This window comes from Bacillus sp. A260, assembly GCF_009861435.1.
Lineage (GTDB): Bacteria > Bacillota > Bacilli > Bacillales > Bacillaceae_G > Bacillus_A > Bacillus_A cereus.
The window spans coordinates 2,928,093-2,944,150 of sequence record NZ_CP046398.1; the positions used below are offsets into that span (position 1 = coordinate 2,928,093).

A 16,058-nucleotide genomic window follows, 5' to 3' on the forward strand; every position below is an offset into this window, starting at 1 on the left:
AGGTGTGAACATGAATTTACCGGATATGATCTTATATAACGGAAAAATTACTACCCTTGACCCTTCTCAGCCTGAGGTATCTGCTATCGCCATAACTGATGGTTTAGTCACTGCAGTAGGTGGAGATGAGCTTCTTAATAGTGCCACGGAAAAAACAAAAAAAATAGACCTTAAAAGAAAGAGAGCTATTCCAGGCCTGAATGACTCCCATATACACGTGATTCGTGGTGGTCTGCATTATAATATGGAATTACGTTGGGAAGGCGTGCCATCACTTTTTATTGCTCTAGAAATGCTCAAAGAACAGGCAAGGCGTACACCTGCTCCTCAGTGGGTAAGAGTAGTTGGAGGTTGGTCTGAATTTCAATTTAAAGAGAGACGGATGCCAACATTAGAAGAGATTAATGCTGTTTCTGAAGACACGCCTGTCTTTGTGCTACATCTTTACGATAGAGCACTTGTAAATCGTGCAGGGCTACGTGCACTGGGATACACGAAAGATACCCCAGACCCTCCAGGCTGTTTAATTCAGCGGGATAAAAGAGGTAATCCAACGGGCCTTTTAATTGCTAACCCTAACGCTTCTATTCTTTATTCAAGTTTGGGTAAAGCTCCAGTACTTAATCTTGACGACCAGATTAACTCAACTCGCCATTTTATGCGTGAATTAAATAGATTAGGTATTACAAGTGCCATCGACGCAGGTGGTGGTTTCCAAAATTACCCTGATGACTACAAAGTTGTTGAACATTTAGCCGAGAAGGAACAATTAACTTTGCGTATTGCTTATAATCTATTTACGCAAAATCCTAATCATGAATATGAAGACTTTGCTTCATGGGCAAAAATTGTTTCTCCCGGTCAAGGAAATGATAAGTATAAAATGAATGGTGCCGGAGAAATGTTAGTATTCTCGGCAGCCGATTTTGAAAAATTTCAAATGCCACGGCCCGAACTAGCTACAGTAATGGAAGCCGACTTAAAGAAAGTAATTTCTCTATTGGTGGAAAACCGTTGGCCATTCCGTTTACATGCAACTTATGACGAGTCAATCACACGTTTCTTAAATGTATTTGAGGAAGTTAACAGAGAAATTCCTTTTAATGGGCTACGCTGGTGGTTTGATCATGCAGAAACAATCTCAGATCGTAGTATGGAACGTGTTAAGGCTTTAAATGGCGGTATTGCCATCCAAGACCGCATGGCTTTTCAAGGTGAATACTTTGTTGACTTATACGGAAAGGAAGCTGCAAAGCATACTCCTCCGATTTATCGTATGTTAGACCTTGGTATACCTGTTGGCGCCGGTAGTGATGCAACCAGGGTTTCCAGCTATAACCCTTGGGTTGCTCTTTACTGGATGGTTGCTGGAAAAACCATTGGTGGGCTTTCCATATACGATGAAAAAAATAAACTTGATAGAAAAGTAGCCCTGGAATTATATTCAAAAGGAAGTGCGTGGTTCTCTGGCGATGAAGGTAAAAAAGGAACCCTGGCAGTAGGTCAGTTTGCTGATATTGCTGTATTGTCTGCTGACTACTTTACTGTGCCGGAAGAAGAAATCAAAGACCTTGAATCATTGCTCACCATTATGGGTGGGCAGGTTGTTTATGGAAATAATGAATTTAAAAACTTATCACCTGAATTGCCGCCAGCATCACCTGATTGGTCACCGACGGGCGTTTATGGTTATGGTGGTGCTAACCTAGCCAACACTATACTTTCTCACGATTCCCATGATAACAAGTTACATAGTTGTAGTAACCCTCTCCATCAACACACTCATACCGTAATAGGAAAAGATGGAACTAAATGGGGTATTGGTTGTACTTGCTTTGCTTTCTAAATCAAAACCACCGGTATAATGCCGGTGGTTTTCTTTCTACAATAAGGATATATAAATTCAAAATAGCAGTGTATATCCCTACATGGAATCTGTTACTATGCGATAAGACCGAAGAATTGATTGATTAACTTAACTTGTTTTTGATAGCCTTCTCTCCTTGCAAAGTCTGTCCTTTTTTCCTTAATTAAAAGTCAATGGTATCCCCCTTTTTGATCGACTACACCACACATATAAATCCACTGTCCTTCGACTTTAATATAGATTTTAATTTTTTCAATTGTTACACTAGGATCATTATTATTTCTATTACACTGATACTTTTTGAGAATCATTTAACTTCTGCATAAAGATGCGTGCTGCAAAACTTAAAAATTTATCATCAAAGTGTATAAGATTAATATCTTGACTTGGTGTTGGATCAGTAATACGAACTATGCTCAAAGTATCATTATTAACAAAGTTAACCAGTGAAAGAGGTATTATAGCAACACCATGTCCATTGTATACAAGGCTCAATAGAGAAATAGAAGATTTTGTTTCTATATTTGCTTCAGATAAAGATAACCCTAAACTCTCACAATATATCTTAATAGATTCACGACAACTACATGAAACCATTACTCTACTGAGCCCTACTAATTCTCGAAAAGAAACAAATGATTTTTCATTCAAAGGATGATTTTTGGGAATTACAAGGACGAGCTCTTCACTATACAAAAGGGTGTTTGTTAATGTGTCTGGAATTTGAGCACTACGTGTAATCCCGAAATCAATATTTTTGTCAACGATTTGATTTACAGCAACTTCGGATTCTATAATCTTTACTACAATGTTGGGATAATGTTGTTGAAACTTCATAATATAAGGTGTTAAATAAGTGAGATCCTCTAATAAACCTCCTATAGTAATCACACCTCTTTTTACACCCTTTAATTCAAAAATTTCATTATAAACGTCATCAAATTGTTGCATGATAAATTTTCCTTTATCAAATAGCAGCTTACCCGCTTCTGTCATTTTGATACCTCTTCCAACTCGATGAAACAAGGGTGTATCAAGTTCACCTTCTAAAACTCGTATTTGTTGACTTAAAGTCGGCTGTGAAATACCTAGAACTTCCGCAGCTTTAGTAAAACTATTATTATTACAAACTTGAATAAAATACTCTAAATGACGTAATTCCATTCTTGATACCCACTCTCCGCTTTATGAAAGATTTATAATTTAAAGGACGATATGTATACATTAACATAACAACTTTATTTCATATTATACCGATTGAAATTACACGCTTTATTCATTTTGTATTATAATAAATTTACTACCATTTATTAATTTTTCCTCCTATTTATTTAAATTATATTTAATTAGGACATTACTAATTCGAGATATATTTCTAAAGATTTATAGTTCGAGTGCATAATACCCTAATTTTTTCAACTTTTCGATTATCATTTTTTTCTCAGTATAGTCCAAACCACCAAATATTTGCTGAATCGCCTCTTTATGCTGTGGAAAAATAATATCCATTAGTTCAATACCTTCTGAAGTAATTGACGCATACGTGACACGGCGGTCTTTAGGACATGGTTTTCGTATTAAGAACCTCTTCTTTTCCAACTTATCCACTACATACGTGATACTACTACTTGCAAGTAATATTTTGTCTCCAATTTTTTGTATAGGCTGATCGCCTTTACTATACAGTAGCTCAAGCACTGCAAATTCAGTTGGATTAAGTCCATAACTTTTTATATCCTCTTCAATACGCTTAGTAATTGACTGTATTGCCCTTGATAATATAACAAATAACTTTAAAGATAAGCTCTCATCGTTAATCACGCTCATAATTACCAATCCTTTACAAGTTATCTTGAATTCGAGATTCATTATATTATCGTCAAAATATTATGTCAATCATTCATTTTAGCTTTATCAATCCATTTATAATTTATTTCTCAACATATGACATATGGAATTAGAAGAAAACAATTGTTACTATATAAGTATCTCAATTACGTTATTTCTTTTAAAGAGAGCTTGTTTTTAATCGCAAGTTCTCTTTTGCCATATTCTAAATTGAATCCGGACAAATTTCAGAGTATATGATATAGTTTTTAAATAAAGATTAGAGCTCTCCTACAGGAAGGAGAGCTCTAATCTTTCATATAAATATTCACCATTTTTATCATTGTGAGGACATCAAAACTTTAACTTGATGGGGATATGGTGCTATCTCAATTAATAAATATTACAAACCATATATCTATCATATTTTTTATAAACAGGATTAATTAGATTTAAAAAAAGATTTCTTTTTCTTTACTCGTAATAAGTCACCTGTCCATCCTTTGAATCGCATATACATATACATACCCGCTGTTGTGAAAATAATAAATAAGAGAGCGATTAAATAGCTATATTTCCATTCTAGTTCAGGCATGTATTTAAAATTCATACCCCATAATGCTCCTAAGGCTGTCAAAGGCGTACTCACAGCAGTTAATACAGTAAGAGCTTTCATAATTTCATTCCCACGATGAGAAGAAACAACTTCTTGTAAATGAATCATCGTGTCTAATTCTTCTTGGTACTCTTTAACAAGTTGTAATCCACGCTCTAATTTTACGTATGTTTGTTTATAACAAAGGGTGTTTGTTAGTTTTTCTAACCAAGCTTCTTTTAGGCCTTGTAACACTTCTTGTATTAAGCGAAACACATGTGTGTTCATAAATAATTCATGACGAATATGATAAATCCTTTCTAAAACTGCTATGTTATTATGATGATAAAAATCCCATAATACATTTCTGAAATTGTTTTCAAAGTAGTCAACCTTTCGCAAATAATGAGATATAAACATTGATAAGATAGCACATAATCCTTCAGCGGAACTATTACAATTTTTTGTACCCATAGGGAAATTATGTATTATTTTTTGGAAATCCTCTTCCTCTTTTTCCTGAACTGTTATCAGTATTCCATCAGCTACGAAATAATGAAGAAATTTTTGAATTTTGGCGTCCTTTTTATCTTGATCATATAAAAACGAACCATATACACAAGTTTGACTTGGTGATAACGTATAAACATATAATCCATTTTCACAAGGAGAACTTATTTTCTTTACAAATTGAGCGAAATAAGATGTTACATCACGAGGGATTATAGAAGAAAGTTTTTCAAGCTCACTAGTTTTCACATGATACCAACTCCATTTCGTCATTTTTATGCATTCCATATTATTCTTCCTTTCTAAATAGTTTTATGTTTGATTGAATCATATCCGTAATACGAAATTTGTATGTAGGTATTCATGTCTTGGAGGAAGAGTTTTTAGATCATCTAAATTACAAAATAAATAACATAGGAGGTCTTATTCTTTTAAAAGGAAGACCCCCTATATATTAGTTATTTTTATTTTCAATTTTAAACATTTCCTCTATACAAGCACTTTTTATCTTTTCTTATAAAAAATTTATTATATGTGGAAAAGAAGCTACATAATTTGGCACGTCTATTCAACGAACTCCATTTCATTCGTTATTATAATTTGGATTCATATGCAGATTGATTGGTAATGTCCTCAAATACTTGACTCCCAATAATGTAGTATCCATGGAGTGCAGCCTCTTTCGAAGCGTCTACCATACGGAAAGAAGAAATTTCACTTTGCATTTTTTCAATTCGTTTTTTGTGGAGATCTACTATTCCTCCTGTCCAAATAATAGTGTTATACTGTTCTAACTTAAATTGTTCTTGTAATACACGCATGACGTCTTGGAAGTGTGCATCCAACTCTTTTTGAATCAAAGTATGAACCTGACTTGTCTCATGATTTTCTTCTCGACATTCATATCCTTTTTCTAATATGTTTGGCATGTCGTTAATATGCAATTGATTACTTTCACCCTCATGATTCTGCACGATATTCTTAATATTTTTCAAAGGCTTGCTACATCCTAGTTCCGCCTCATAATGATTTAAAATGACATTCTGTTTCATATCTGTCATTTCTACTGTACGAAATCCGCCATCAATAATTAAGATGCGATCTCGTTCCTGAATGATTCCCTCTTTTAAGAAATAGGCATGTAAAGCGACCGGTTGCTGAAGAATCAAAGCATTTTCCACCTTAATATGAATAAATTTCCCATCAATTTGTACGGAAGTCTCTTTTTTTAGTGCACGTTGTAATTGCTCATGCTGACTACCAAAACAAGTAACGGGGAGCCCAGTAACAACTAGAGGTAACACGACATTTTCTTTATAATCCTTTGCAATGCAACCAAATATTTGTTGTTTAAATCGTTCGCTTTCATAATAATTTTCTATTTCTTCGTCAAATGGAGGAAGAAACGAAGCGTCAGATTGATGTGCTTCATTTCCCATGTAGTATGCAAAATCTAAGTCTATAAAACTTACCTTTGTTAAATCTTCACTTTCAGCATGATTAGGTACAGGGGCTAGTGTGGAAGCTTCACTCTTGATTGTCATCTCAGAATCTACATCCTGTCGATATGCCCTTTTGGTAAAGCCAATTCCTACATCAATTGCATACAGAGATTTCATACTTTTTTCCTCACTTTCTATTTTTAGAATTAAATCTAGGCACTCTCTTCTTTCCCTTCTTTCACATATTTCTTTTCATTTTTCGTTTTTTCCCCGTCTAAGTTCTTACTATTTTCATTTATTTCGTAATCCTTTTCACCTGTTTTCTTTTTATTATTTTCGTTTTCTGTTAAGTCTTTAATGGTAGAAATGACAACTGGTGTGGCTGTAAGCAGTTGTGGTAATGTTTGTTTTGCAACATTAGCTGCAGTTACAGAAAATTGTTTACTTGTCTCAGTTACCTTCTCCAATGTTTCCTTTATGTTTCCTTCTTGTAGTTTTTCTTTTACGCTTTTTCCTTTTGTTTGTATAGCTTTCCGATTTTCTTTTTTTAATAGGGAGACTATGACTCCGGTCGTAATTCCAATCACAGCATATTTAAATATTGTATGTTTCATTTTTCTCATCCTTTTCTATTTTTATTTTCTTCCATGCTACAAACTAAAATAATTCCCTTACCTATTTATCAGATGTTGCAATCTATTACAGAGAATGATAGTTTTGCGGCTGCCTAGCATTCGCCATTGGTACTTCAGCTGTTACTAGGAGTAAAATCTTCCCTTGATCTAGTTTTTCTTCATATAAGTTAGCTTCCTCCTTCGACAACCCCATTTCTTCCATTTGATTTCGAAGTTCGTCCCCTTTTTTGGAGAAAAAGTTGATAATACTTGTTCCCAATCCTTGTTCTTTTACTCCAATCGTATTTGTGTTTGTATCATCCGCAATCCTTTTTGTTATATGTTTTTCATGTGCTAAAACATAAATGTCATCGTGGCGAACCCCTTGCAATTCTAGCTCTTTTACTTTCATAACTACTTCCTGTTCATTTTGATATTCATAAACTACCGTTTTTCTTTCATTCGTATGCATCGTATCTTTCCTCCTTTAGATTTTTTATTTTTTTATTTAGTTGTTATGTAATATGTAATACACCTATTTTAAAGATGTTAAACCTAAATTTTCAAAAAATTTTACACAATAGGTTATTCATGTTTTTAATATCAAAGAAATGTCACAAGCACTTTGCTTTGATAAAAGCGCTCCAAATAACGATTTGTTTGGAAGGTAAGCCCATTGTTTTATAGAAATCATAGCAAAATAAAAAAGCACTCCTTTTCAAAGAGTGCTTTAAAAAAACATACAACCTAATCAAAATATTTCTATTTTGATTACGGAAAGAAAGTCCTTATTAAAACATATGGTTGCTAATTTAATTGCGATCTGCCTTGCACCCAAGCAGCAATATCATTTATAACATACTCAGGGATATTAGCAGGACTATAATATTCATCTGGCTTACTTATTTCCCCATCACCCTCTGTAAAGAAATGATTTAACTTTGGATATAGTCGATAATCTACGTTATCTCGTTCTTTTAATTGTTCTTTCCAAAGAGGAATTTCAATTTTTGATTGAACTTGATAGTCTCTTTCTCCTTGAATAATAAGAAGCGGTGTCTTTTGTTCTTTTGACATTTCTGCCGCTTTAATTTTCCGTATAGAATCCCAAAATACTGCTGACCCTAAGTAAAAATCTTTTGGGGGATTCTGACCAGAGAAATTGGGATCATTTAATAATTCAAATTGCGATTTGTAGAATTTATATTGATCCAGGTTCATTGCTCCAATAGAGAAAAGGTACTCAAATTGATCTAAAACAACGTCTTGGATCGTACGAGCTGGCCCTCCCATTACAATTGCTCCAGCAATATTTTTATTTTGGTCTTTTTCAATCATTTTCGGAAGCATCATTCCACCTTGACTATGACCAAGAATATATATTTGATTCTTATTTATTAGAGGCTCATTTTTAAGAAATTGAGTTACAAGAAGAGCATCATCTGTTGTCTCTTTATCAACTGTATAAAAGGGACTGAATTGTGTTTTCAACCCATGTTCATACGTTCTTTTATTATAGCGAAGGACAGCAATTCCCTTCGATGCAAGACCTTCAGCTAAATCGCGAAATGGTTTTAAAGCAAACGCTGTTTCATCCTGATCAGTTGCTCCTGATCCTTGAACAAGAATAACCGCTGGAAAAGGCCCCTTTCCTTTTGGAACCGACAATGTTCCTGGTAATGGAAATGCACCACTTCCAACTACTACTTCTTTATCAACAAATGACTCAGGCTTACTATATGATGGACGCTCTGCAACAGGACTAAACGACATGCTGAGTTGAAAATCGTCTATTTTTCCAGATGGATCTAGTTTAATTAGTAAAGGTACAGTCATTTTTTCAAAAACTAATTGAATCTCCACATTTGTATGAACAGGATTTGTCTCTTTTTGTGTAACCTCTCCAATTTCTATAAAAGAACCTGCTTGTAATTGCACTGGGAGTCCCTCCCAATAGCTTTTCAGCCATTCTTCGGATATTATTTTCTGTAATGACCTTGAGGTTAAATCAAATGCAGATTTATAATCTTCACTATTCATATGGCGAATAAATGAAAGAGTAGTAGATATAATAGGATTTTCATCATCACTATTGTCTACTTTTTTTATAGTTGTGTTTGCTTCCTTTAATTTCGAACTAAATTGGTAGTTAAACGGATAGTTATATGTATCAGGATATAAGCTTGTTTTCAATACTTCCGTATTCCGTCCCTCATACAAACTTGAAGAACTCGTAAAATTTTCAGGTGAAATTACTTCCTCCGCATATGTGACTGAAGGAATTGCTATTGTAAAAATTGCACTGACAAGTAATAACTTATTACTTATTCTTCTTTTCTTACCCATAATTATTGATTCTCCTTCCAAAATTTAAAATTTCTAATAGAACATGCCAACTATAAGGAAAATAAAAATTATTAAAGAGATTAATAATCTATTTTACGATCCCCCCTAACTAGTTAAAAATCTATCATTAACAAACTTCAATAAAAAATGCCTTCCCCCTCTTTTTTTATCATTGGATTTTTCAGTGACATAGAAGCGCAGCGCTGCATTACATGTAACTGACCCATGGGGTTCTCTATTCTAAAAGAAAGCAGCACCCCACAAGATACTTTCTTTAATTGTTCTCACTCTAATTTATTTAGATAATTCTCTTATTACTGTAAGATACATTTATTCTAAATCCTAAAACTCACTTATTTCTTGATAGGTTCTTAAGAAATATCAAAAAATAAAGAAAAAAGTTATTTGGTTATTCATTCCGCAAGCTTAATGCTCAAGTTAGTTTTTTTCACATGGTGAAACTTTATTAAGAAAACTTTAAGGAATTTCCCTCTATATTTATAAGAATTTTTTTCTATACTGAAGCATGTAAATGAACAAGAGGAGAAACGATAATGAGAAAATTTGTAATTTGCATATTAGGAATAGGCCTTCCTATATACTTACTACCTTTCATATTACGCGGGGATTTAGACAGATTTAATCCGATTGCTGAAGAAAAAAATGTATATGCCGTTGCGAAAGGATATGGTGTTCCGGATTATCATCAAAAAGGAAAAGCTATGTACTCACTAAAAGCTGTTGATGAATTAAGCAATGAAAAAGAATATAATGTTGGAACGAACACGCCTAATGATTTTATAAGAAAAACTTACTTAAAAATTCATGTGAAAGGAAAGTATGTGTATTCTTACGATATTATTTCTAAAGAGGATATTCCGGAGAAAATAAGGGGACAATTGGAGATAGCAAATAAATAAAAGAGCCAATTCATACGATTTGGCTCTTTATTCTCTCTCCCATCTACCGTTTGGATAATTCTTTCGGTAGATTTATTAAATTCGTTATCATTGTTTCAATAACCATTCTTCAATTACTTTCACTGTTTCATCTCGTTGTGCTTTTGCCGTAATTAAACTCGCATTATCACCTTTTTGCTCACCATACATGCCAAAATGAGCATGATTGCCCCCTTTTATCATGTGCATAGTTGTATTCTTTGACATGAACTTTTTATTGTTCTCTATTTTTTCTACAGTTGCTAAAGCATCTACTTCCCCGTAAATTGATAACATCGGAATCGACTTAGTAGAGAAGTCATCTGCAGGATACGAACCTAAGAAAATAATCCCGTCTACCTTTTCTTCATGTTGAAAGGCATACCTAGAAATCATAGCTCCTCCCATTGAATGCCCTGCAACATACCATTTTTGAACTTCCGGATACTGTTCAATTACACTGTCTACCTCATTTATTCCAAATATCGCTAAATTTAATGGTAACTTAGGCATTACTACAAAATGCCCATCTTTTGCAAGTGCTTCTCCTAAGTAACTATAAGCCTCCGCTTCTACTTTAGCTCCTTGATAAAAAATAACTCCTATTTTTGCATCTTTCTCTCCAAAAACTATATAATTTTCATCTTTTTTATCATCTACTAAAGACAAAGCCTCTTTCGTTGGTTTGTAAGTAAACTGAGACCACGTTAAAAAAGTAACACTTCCCATAATTAAAATACCTAGTAAAGAGTACAGAGTAATTTTTATCCATTTCTTCACACATATGCCCTCCCTAAGATGTGTATATTCTATACTTTAGATTACCATTAATAAACGTAAAAACTCGAGCATTTTCATTGTGCTCAAGTTTTCATTTACGTCTTTAATTTATACTATAAATTGTCCAAGATAAATATGTAGCAAATGTAGCCCATAAAAAATATGGGATTAGCAACCATGCCGATACTTTAGATAAATTGGAAGAAAACATAATGAGAAGTAACGTAGTAATAGCGACTAGTAAACAATCTACTGTTGCTAAAAACAAATTCTTTTGGCTAAATTGAAAGTAGCTGAACGCTTGATTACATATATAATTTAAAAGGAATAAAAACCAAAATGTTTTTGGCTTGAATCCATAGTTGTTGTAAATAATTGCAACTGATAATGCAATAAGTCCAAATAATACAGCCCATATCATTCCGATTGTCATACCAGATGGTGTCCAAGACGGCTTTTCTAACGCATCATACCAAGTACGATCAATAGGGAATAAAACACTAGAAACATAAAACAAACCATATGTTAGTAAAAATACTATAATACTAGATTTTTTCATAAACATTCTCCTTTTTACTAGAAGACTATAGAAACTTTATATGATTAGTATGTCCTTGTAATGGATAAAATTCTAATATTAAAATTCAAAATACATATTGTTTAACCTATTTCATACAAATTCTTTCATACTTTTATATGCACAAAGGGCTCTCTCCCGTGCTGCCTTATGATCAACAATCGGAAAAGGATATGTATCCCCAAGTTTTATATTGGATTTTTGTAAAATATGCTCAGGTGCTTCCCAAGGCTTATATATATATTTGTTTGGGATATCTTTTAATTCTGGTACCCATCTTCTTATATACTCTCCATTTTTATCAAACTTTTCTCCTTGTGTGATGGGGTTAAAAATACGAAAGTACGGTGATGCATCTGCTCCACTTCCAGCAACCCATTGCCATCCCATTGTATTATTTGCAATATCAGCATCTAGTAGTGTATCCATAAACCATTTTGCTCCTTCTTGCCACGGAATTAACAAATGCTTTACAAGAAAAGAGGCTACAGCCATTCTTGCCCGGTTATGCATAAAACCTGTTTGCCATAGTTCTCGCATTCCCGCATCAATAAACGGATAACCCGTTTTCCCCTTTTGCCATACTCTTAATAACTCCTCTTCCTTATTCCACGGAAAATGTTCAAAGCTCTTATTAAGAGGTTTATATACTGTAAATGGATAATGATATAGTAAATAATAAGAAAACTCTCGCCAAATTAATTGACGTATAAAGCTATTAACTTGTTTTTCAAAAAGACTACATTGTCTTTCGGTACTTTTATTTATTAAGTAATGAAACATTAGCTTTACTGATATTTGACCAAATGAAAGATACGGTGCCAACATCGAATGGACATTTTGACCTGGAAAATCTCTTCCTTCACTATAAGAGACTAGTTTACTAGAGAAAAATTTCTTGAATGTTTTATATGCCCCTTCTTCTGTCGGATCCCATATTACTTCCATATGAGATGTCCACGGTATAGTCGGCAACAATTGTAATTCTGAAACAGATAAGCTTGCTGGTAAAGAGTTTCCCCACTTTATACTCTGCACTCTGCTAAAAGGTTTAGGTATTACCTGCTTTTGAAATGCATTGTAAAAAGGCGTAAACACCTTATATTCAGTGTTATCTTTCTTTTTAATAATCCACGGTTCTAATAATAAATGCGAATTAAATTCTTTACAGATAATACCTTTATCCTCTAACATCATTTTCATTTTTTGATTAGATTGTAATCTGTCCGGATCATAACAAATATTCCAATATACAGCCGTTATATCTAATTGCTCTATGAGAGAAAGTATTTCTTCCTCCGTACGTCCTTTACGAATTATTAAAGTAGAGCCCAATGCCTCAAGTTGCTTCTTTACATCTATTACAGCATGGTGCAACCACCACTTTGACGCACTTCCTATTGAAAAAGTTTCCTCTTGTATATATACAGGAAGAACCTCACCAGACTGAACAGCCTCAAATAGAGCTGGGTTATCATATAAACGAAAATCTTTTTGAAACATAACAATAATTTTATTTTGCATGGCTATCCTTTCCCATTCTTAAAGCAAAATTCATTCTTTATTAGAACAAATACTTCTGTTATTTTTAAATGATTATAAGAATCATTTTTTGTAATTGCAAACAAACTCTTCTATTCTTTAATGGATTTTTCCAACTCTTAATAAAGATAAAAATATAATGCACTTTGTACTTATCTTAAACTCTTATAAAATAAAAAAGAAAATGGAGAGAAAGATGAAAAAACAATTTTATAAACAATCAAACTTAAATACATCTATAGATTCAACAATCCTATGGACTTTTCAAAACCAAAATGCCATAAATACACTTTTGAATGAAGGTAAGCTTATAGCCGATCCTATTTTTGTTAGTAAAGAAGATTGCACAGCATATAAATACATTGTAAGACACATGAAACAGAAAGGTATTGACTTTATTATAGATTTACCCATTTGGGCATGGCATTCATGCAATGGTTACCAAAAGAAGCCTACTTATGAGACTGCAAGAGAATTACTATCAGATATTCAATTAGAGAAAGAAATATACCTCATCGAATTCACATGTCCTAATTTTTTATTCATGTTAACAAACTATAGCGGATGGTGCGACATTTATTTTAAACTTACTGGCAATCCTAAAGCAAGTGTAACAAATGATGAAGAAAAATACTTATTTAATCTTTACCCTACCATTGAGGAAGAATGGGAATATCATCATATCCAAGCAACTCTACCCTACCTAAAAAAAGAATGGATTATACAAATAACTGAACTTAGTAAAATGAATGGATTTAACAAATAATATTGTTTATGAATGCTTTATTTAAGCATTCATAAACATAACAAATAGTCACATGAAACTAATACATTTAAAATAGCTTTTTTTATAATGGAATCCTAAATAAGCTCCTTACTACTATGATTTTGTATACATGCAGTTTACTCATTTAGTTTTGGTCTAGTTTGTAAATATAAATTCAAATCTGGACTTGAACCGTTAATAATTATATCTCGAACAATTTTAGAAAGTACCATACTATAAACTAATCCATTATCTCCATACGCATAGATAAAGTGACAATTTGGAAACTCTTCATACATTCCAATTATAGGTAAACCATCATGAGTACCACCATAAAAAGCACTTAAATAAAATTCAGGTTCAACTGTTATATTGGGAAAGAGCTTATTAAATTCATTCACTAATTTCTCTTTTTTATGGATTAATTTTGAATCTCTTTCTTGAGCAATGTTTGTATCTTCATCTAATCCACCTATAATAATCCTATTATCTACAGTAGTTCTCATATAAATATATGGTCTCGCAGTTTCCCAAATGAGAGTGCGTTTATACCAAGAAGATAAATCTTCCACAGGATTAGTAACAATTGCATATGAGCTAATCAGTGTAGCGTTCTTTTCCTTTTTAAATTCCAATCCTTCATATCCTGCAGCCACAATTACTTTATTGGCAGTAATAGAATTGCCCTCCTTTGTATAAAAGATAGCACATTCTTTCTCTAACTTTTTGCCAACAATCTCTGTATCTTCATAAATGTGAACTCCTTTATTAGAGGCTTGTTCTAATAAACTATGTGTAAATTTATAAGGATTTATTTCACCATCATTATACGTATAAATAGCTGCACGTTTTTTAAATGGATATCTCTGTCCAATTTGTTTTTCTGATAACCAAACCGCTTTAAAATCATGCTTATGTAAATAATACAGTTCCTTTTCTAATTTCTTTATATCCTCTTCATAACTTGCATAATATAAGCTGTCACGTCGTTTAAAGTCAGAGCAATAAGGCAAGTTTTGATCAGCATATTCAATATCATTAATAGCTTGTTCACATAATTTCATATGCTTAACTGCATACTCTTCCCCAAATGTATTTACAAGTTCATAAAACATCTTATCACCTAAATATTGAATAAGTGCTGTATTTGTAAGGTTACTTCCATGTCCTACCTTTCTTTTATCAACGATAACAATATTTAAATCTGATTCACTCAAATAGTATGCTGATTGAGCACCCGAACTTCCTGCTCCTATTATTAGTACGTCACATTTTATATCTTCGTCCAAACGAGGATAAGAAGGTGTATTAGAAAAAGTCGTGTTCCAATATAATTTCCCTTTCTGTAAATCCATTTTAATTGCACCGTCCTAAATAAAATAGTTATATCCCCATCGGTATCTCCAAATCATTCTTACTATATACTTCTTATCAAAATTATCTTGCTATCATGAATAAAGGTTTTCATAAACCTAAAAGCCTTGTCTTAAAAATTTTTTCGAAAAAACGTCAAATAATTTTTTATTTTTATTATAAAAAGAGCAAAAGATCTCCATTTATAGAAGATTTCTTTTACTCTTTTTAAAGGAAATAACTCCAAATATTTAACATATTATAGTATCTACCAAATAAAAGTTGCTTATCTATCGATAACTTACACATAAGAATACATTTGTTTCACTACTTTATTAACAGAAACTTTAACAACCGTTTCTTTTTCCCCTGTTCTATCAATCTTGAAACCATGAACTTTAACATCAGACGGTACTAGTGGATGATGACAAATCATATCTATACTCTTCTCAATATTTTCACTAACATTTTCTTTTCCACTTAGCCATTCATCAAGGCTACCACTTGAAAATTCAGGCATGCAATTTTCAAAGAGATAGTCTAGTTCCCTTTTATTTTTTATGGAATCACGTTGAATTTGTATATTAACTACCTCAGTTTCTTTATCCTCTATTCCTACAACAAAAATTTCTTCAACATTTTCTTGATAAATAGCAATAATAATAGATCTCATTATATCTCCATAAGGATGTACAATTACAGAATCGTAGCTGTGTATAGTCAACATGTTTTCTTGTTGAATGTTAGTTACTTGTTGGATAATAGGCTCTATTTCATGTTTAATGTCTGTTAACAATAAAACTTTTTTATTCTTTGAATTCATATGGAGCACTCCTTCTTCATTATTGTATTTATGCAACTTTTAAGTTAGTAATAATAGTTGATAATTCATTACATGATT

At 32.6% G+C, this 16,058-nt stretch carries 15 protein-coding genes; 3 read left to right on the forward strand and 12 right to left on the reverse strand.

All coding sequences use genetic code 11. The features are described from left to right. Positions 1 to 10 precede the first annotated feature (10 nt). Positions 11 to 1,846 (forward strand): amidohydrolase, encoded by a 1,836-nt coding sequence (locus GD442_RS14795; protein ID WP_001052854.1) that lies wholly within the window; start codon positions 11 to 13, stop codon positions 1,844 to 1,846. 306 nt (positions 1,847 to 2,152) lie between these two features. On the opposite strand, the gene GD442_RS14800 is transcribed toward GD442_RS14795, so the two are convergent. The 7 genes from GD442_RS14800 to GD442_RS14830 all read right to left on the reverse strand — a co-directional run bounded on the left by GD442_RS14800 (position 2,153) and on the right by GD442_RS14830 (position 9,201). Continuing rightward, positions 2,153 to 3,031 carry a LysR family transcriptional regulator gene (locus GD442_RS14800; RefSeq protein WP_000423188.1) on the reverse strand — a complete coding sequence of 293 codons (879 nt, stop codon included), beginning with the start codon at positions 3,029 to 3,031 and terminating at the stop codon, positions 2,153 to 2,155. A 219-nt stretch (positions 3,032 to 3,250) separates the two neighbouring features. Further along, positions 3,251 to 3,694 carry a MarR family winged helix-turn-helix transcriptional regulator gene (locus tag GD442_RS14805; RefSeq protein ID WP_000111421.1) on the reverse strand — a complete coding sequence of 148 codons (444 nt, stop codon included), beginning with the start codon at positions 3,692 to 3,694 and terminating at the stop codon, positions 3,251 to 3,253. Positions 3,695 to 4,136: 442 nt separating this feature from the next. Continuing rightward, positions 4,137 to 5,087: a magnesium transporter CorA family protein gene (locus GD442_RS14810; protein ID WP_000388923.1), complete on the reverse strand. Its 951-nt coding sequence runs from the start codon at positions 5,085 to 5,087 to the stop codon at positions 4,137 to 4,139. Between the two features lie 305 nt (positions 5,088 to 5,392). After that, on the reverse strand, positions 5,393 to 6,418 hold the full coding sequence (locus tag GD442_RS14815) for a ParM/StbA family protein (RefSeq protein WP_000839439.1): 1,026 nt from the start codon (positions 6,416 to 6,418) through the stop codon (positions 5,393 to 5,395). A gap of 35 nt (positions 6,419 to 6,453) precedes the next feature. Continuing rightward, entirely contained in the window at positions 6,454 to 6,855 is a 402-nt protein-coding gene (locus GD442_RS14820; protein ID WP_000683216.1) for a hypothetical protein, read from the reverse strand. An 85-nt stretch (positions 6,856 to 6,940) separates the two neighbouring features. Further along, complete coding sequence (locus GD442_RS14825; RefSeq protein WP_000557320.1) at positions 6,941 to 7,327, reverse strand: YflT domain-containing protein; 387 nt, start codon at positions 7,325 to 7,327, stop codon at positions 6,941 to 6,943. Between the two features lie 335 nt (positions 7,328 to 7,662). Continuing rightward, positions 7,663 to 9,201 (reverse strand): alpha/beta hydrolase, encoded by a 1,539-nt coding sequence (locus GD442_RS14830; RefSeq protein ID WP_000516862.1) that lies wholly within the window; start codon positions 9,199 to 9,201, stop codon positions 7,663 to 7,665. Between the two features lie 554 nt (positions 9,202 to 9,755). On the opposite strand from GD442_RS14830, the gene GD442_RS14835 reads away from it, so the two are divergent. Continuing rightward, the gene (locus GD442_RS14835) at positions 9,756 to 10,121 is read left to right on the forward strand and encodes a YxeA family protein (RefSeq protein ID WP_001225224.1); all 366 of its coding nucleotides are present in this window, start codon (positions 9,756 to 9,758) and stop codon (positions 10,119 to 10,121) included. 87 nt (positions 10,122 to 10,208) lie between these two features. Here the strand turns inward: GD442_RS14835 and GD442_RS14840 are convergent, their stop codons facing one another. The 3 genes from GD442_RS14840 to GD442_RS14850 all read right to left on the reverse strand — a co-directional run bounded on the left by GD442_RS14840 (position 10,209) and on the right by GD442_RS14850 (position 13,020). Continuing rightward, positions 10,209 to 10,919, reverse strand: a complete 711-nt coding sequence (locus GD442_RS14840; protein WP_000758830.1) for an alpha/beta hydrolase — start codon at positions 10,917 to 10,919, stop codon at positions 10,209 to 10,211. 103 nt (positions 10,920 to 11,022) lie between these two features. Then, positions 11,023 to 11,478 carry a TspO/MBR family protein gene (locus tag GD442_RS14845; RefSeq protein WP_000749753.1) on the reverse strand — a complete coding sequence of 152 codons (456 nt, stop codon included), beginning with the start codon at positions 11,476 to 11,478 and terminating at the stop codon, positions 11,023 to 11,025. 111 nt (positions 11,479 to 11,589) lie between these two features. Further along, entirely contained in the window at positions 11,590 to 13,020 is a 1,431-nt protein-coding gene (locus GD442_RS14850; protein WP_001179972.1) for a cryptochrome/photolyase family protein, read from the reverse strand. A 214-nt stretch (positions 13,021 to 13,234) separates the two neighbouring features. On the opposite strand from GD442_RS14850, the gene GD442_RS14855 reads away from it, so the two are divergent. Next, positions 13,235 to 13,804 carry a DUF3841 domain-containing protein gene (locus tag GD442_RS14855; protein WP_000743889.1) on the forward strand — a complete coding sequence of 190 codons (570 nt, stop codon included), beginning with the start codon at positions 13,235 to 13,237 and terminating at the stop codon, positions 13,802 to 13,804. Positions 13,805 to 13,941: 137 nt separating this feature from the next. Here GD442_RS14855 and GD442_RS14860 read toward each other — a convergent pair whose 3' ends face one another. Together GD442_RS14860 and GD442_RS14865 are read right to left on the reverse strand one after the other, a co-directional pair. Next, entirely contained in the window at positions 13,942 to 15,159 is a 1,218-nt protein-coding gene (locus GD442_RS14860; protein ID WP_000365636.1) for an NAD(P)/FAD-dependent oxidoreductase, read from the reverse strand. A gap of 299 nt (positions 15,160 to 15,458) precedes the next feature. Continuing rightward, positions 15,459 to 15,980, reverse strand: a complete 522-nt coding sequence (locus tag GD442_RS14865; RefSeq protein ID WP_001086256.1) for a carbonic anhydrase — start codon at positions 15,978 to 15,980, stop codon at positions 15,459 to 15,461. Positions 15,981 to 16,058: the final 78 nt, after the last annotated feature.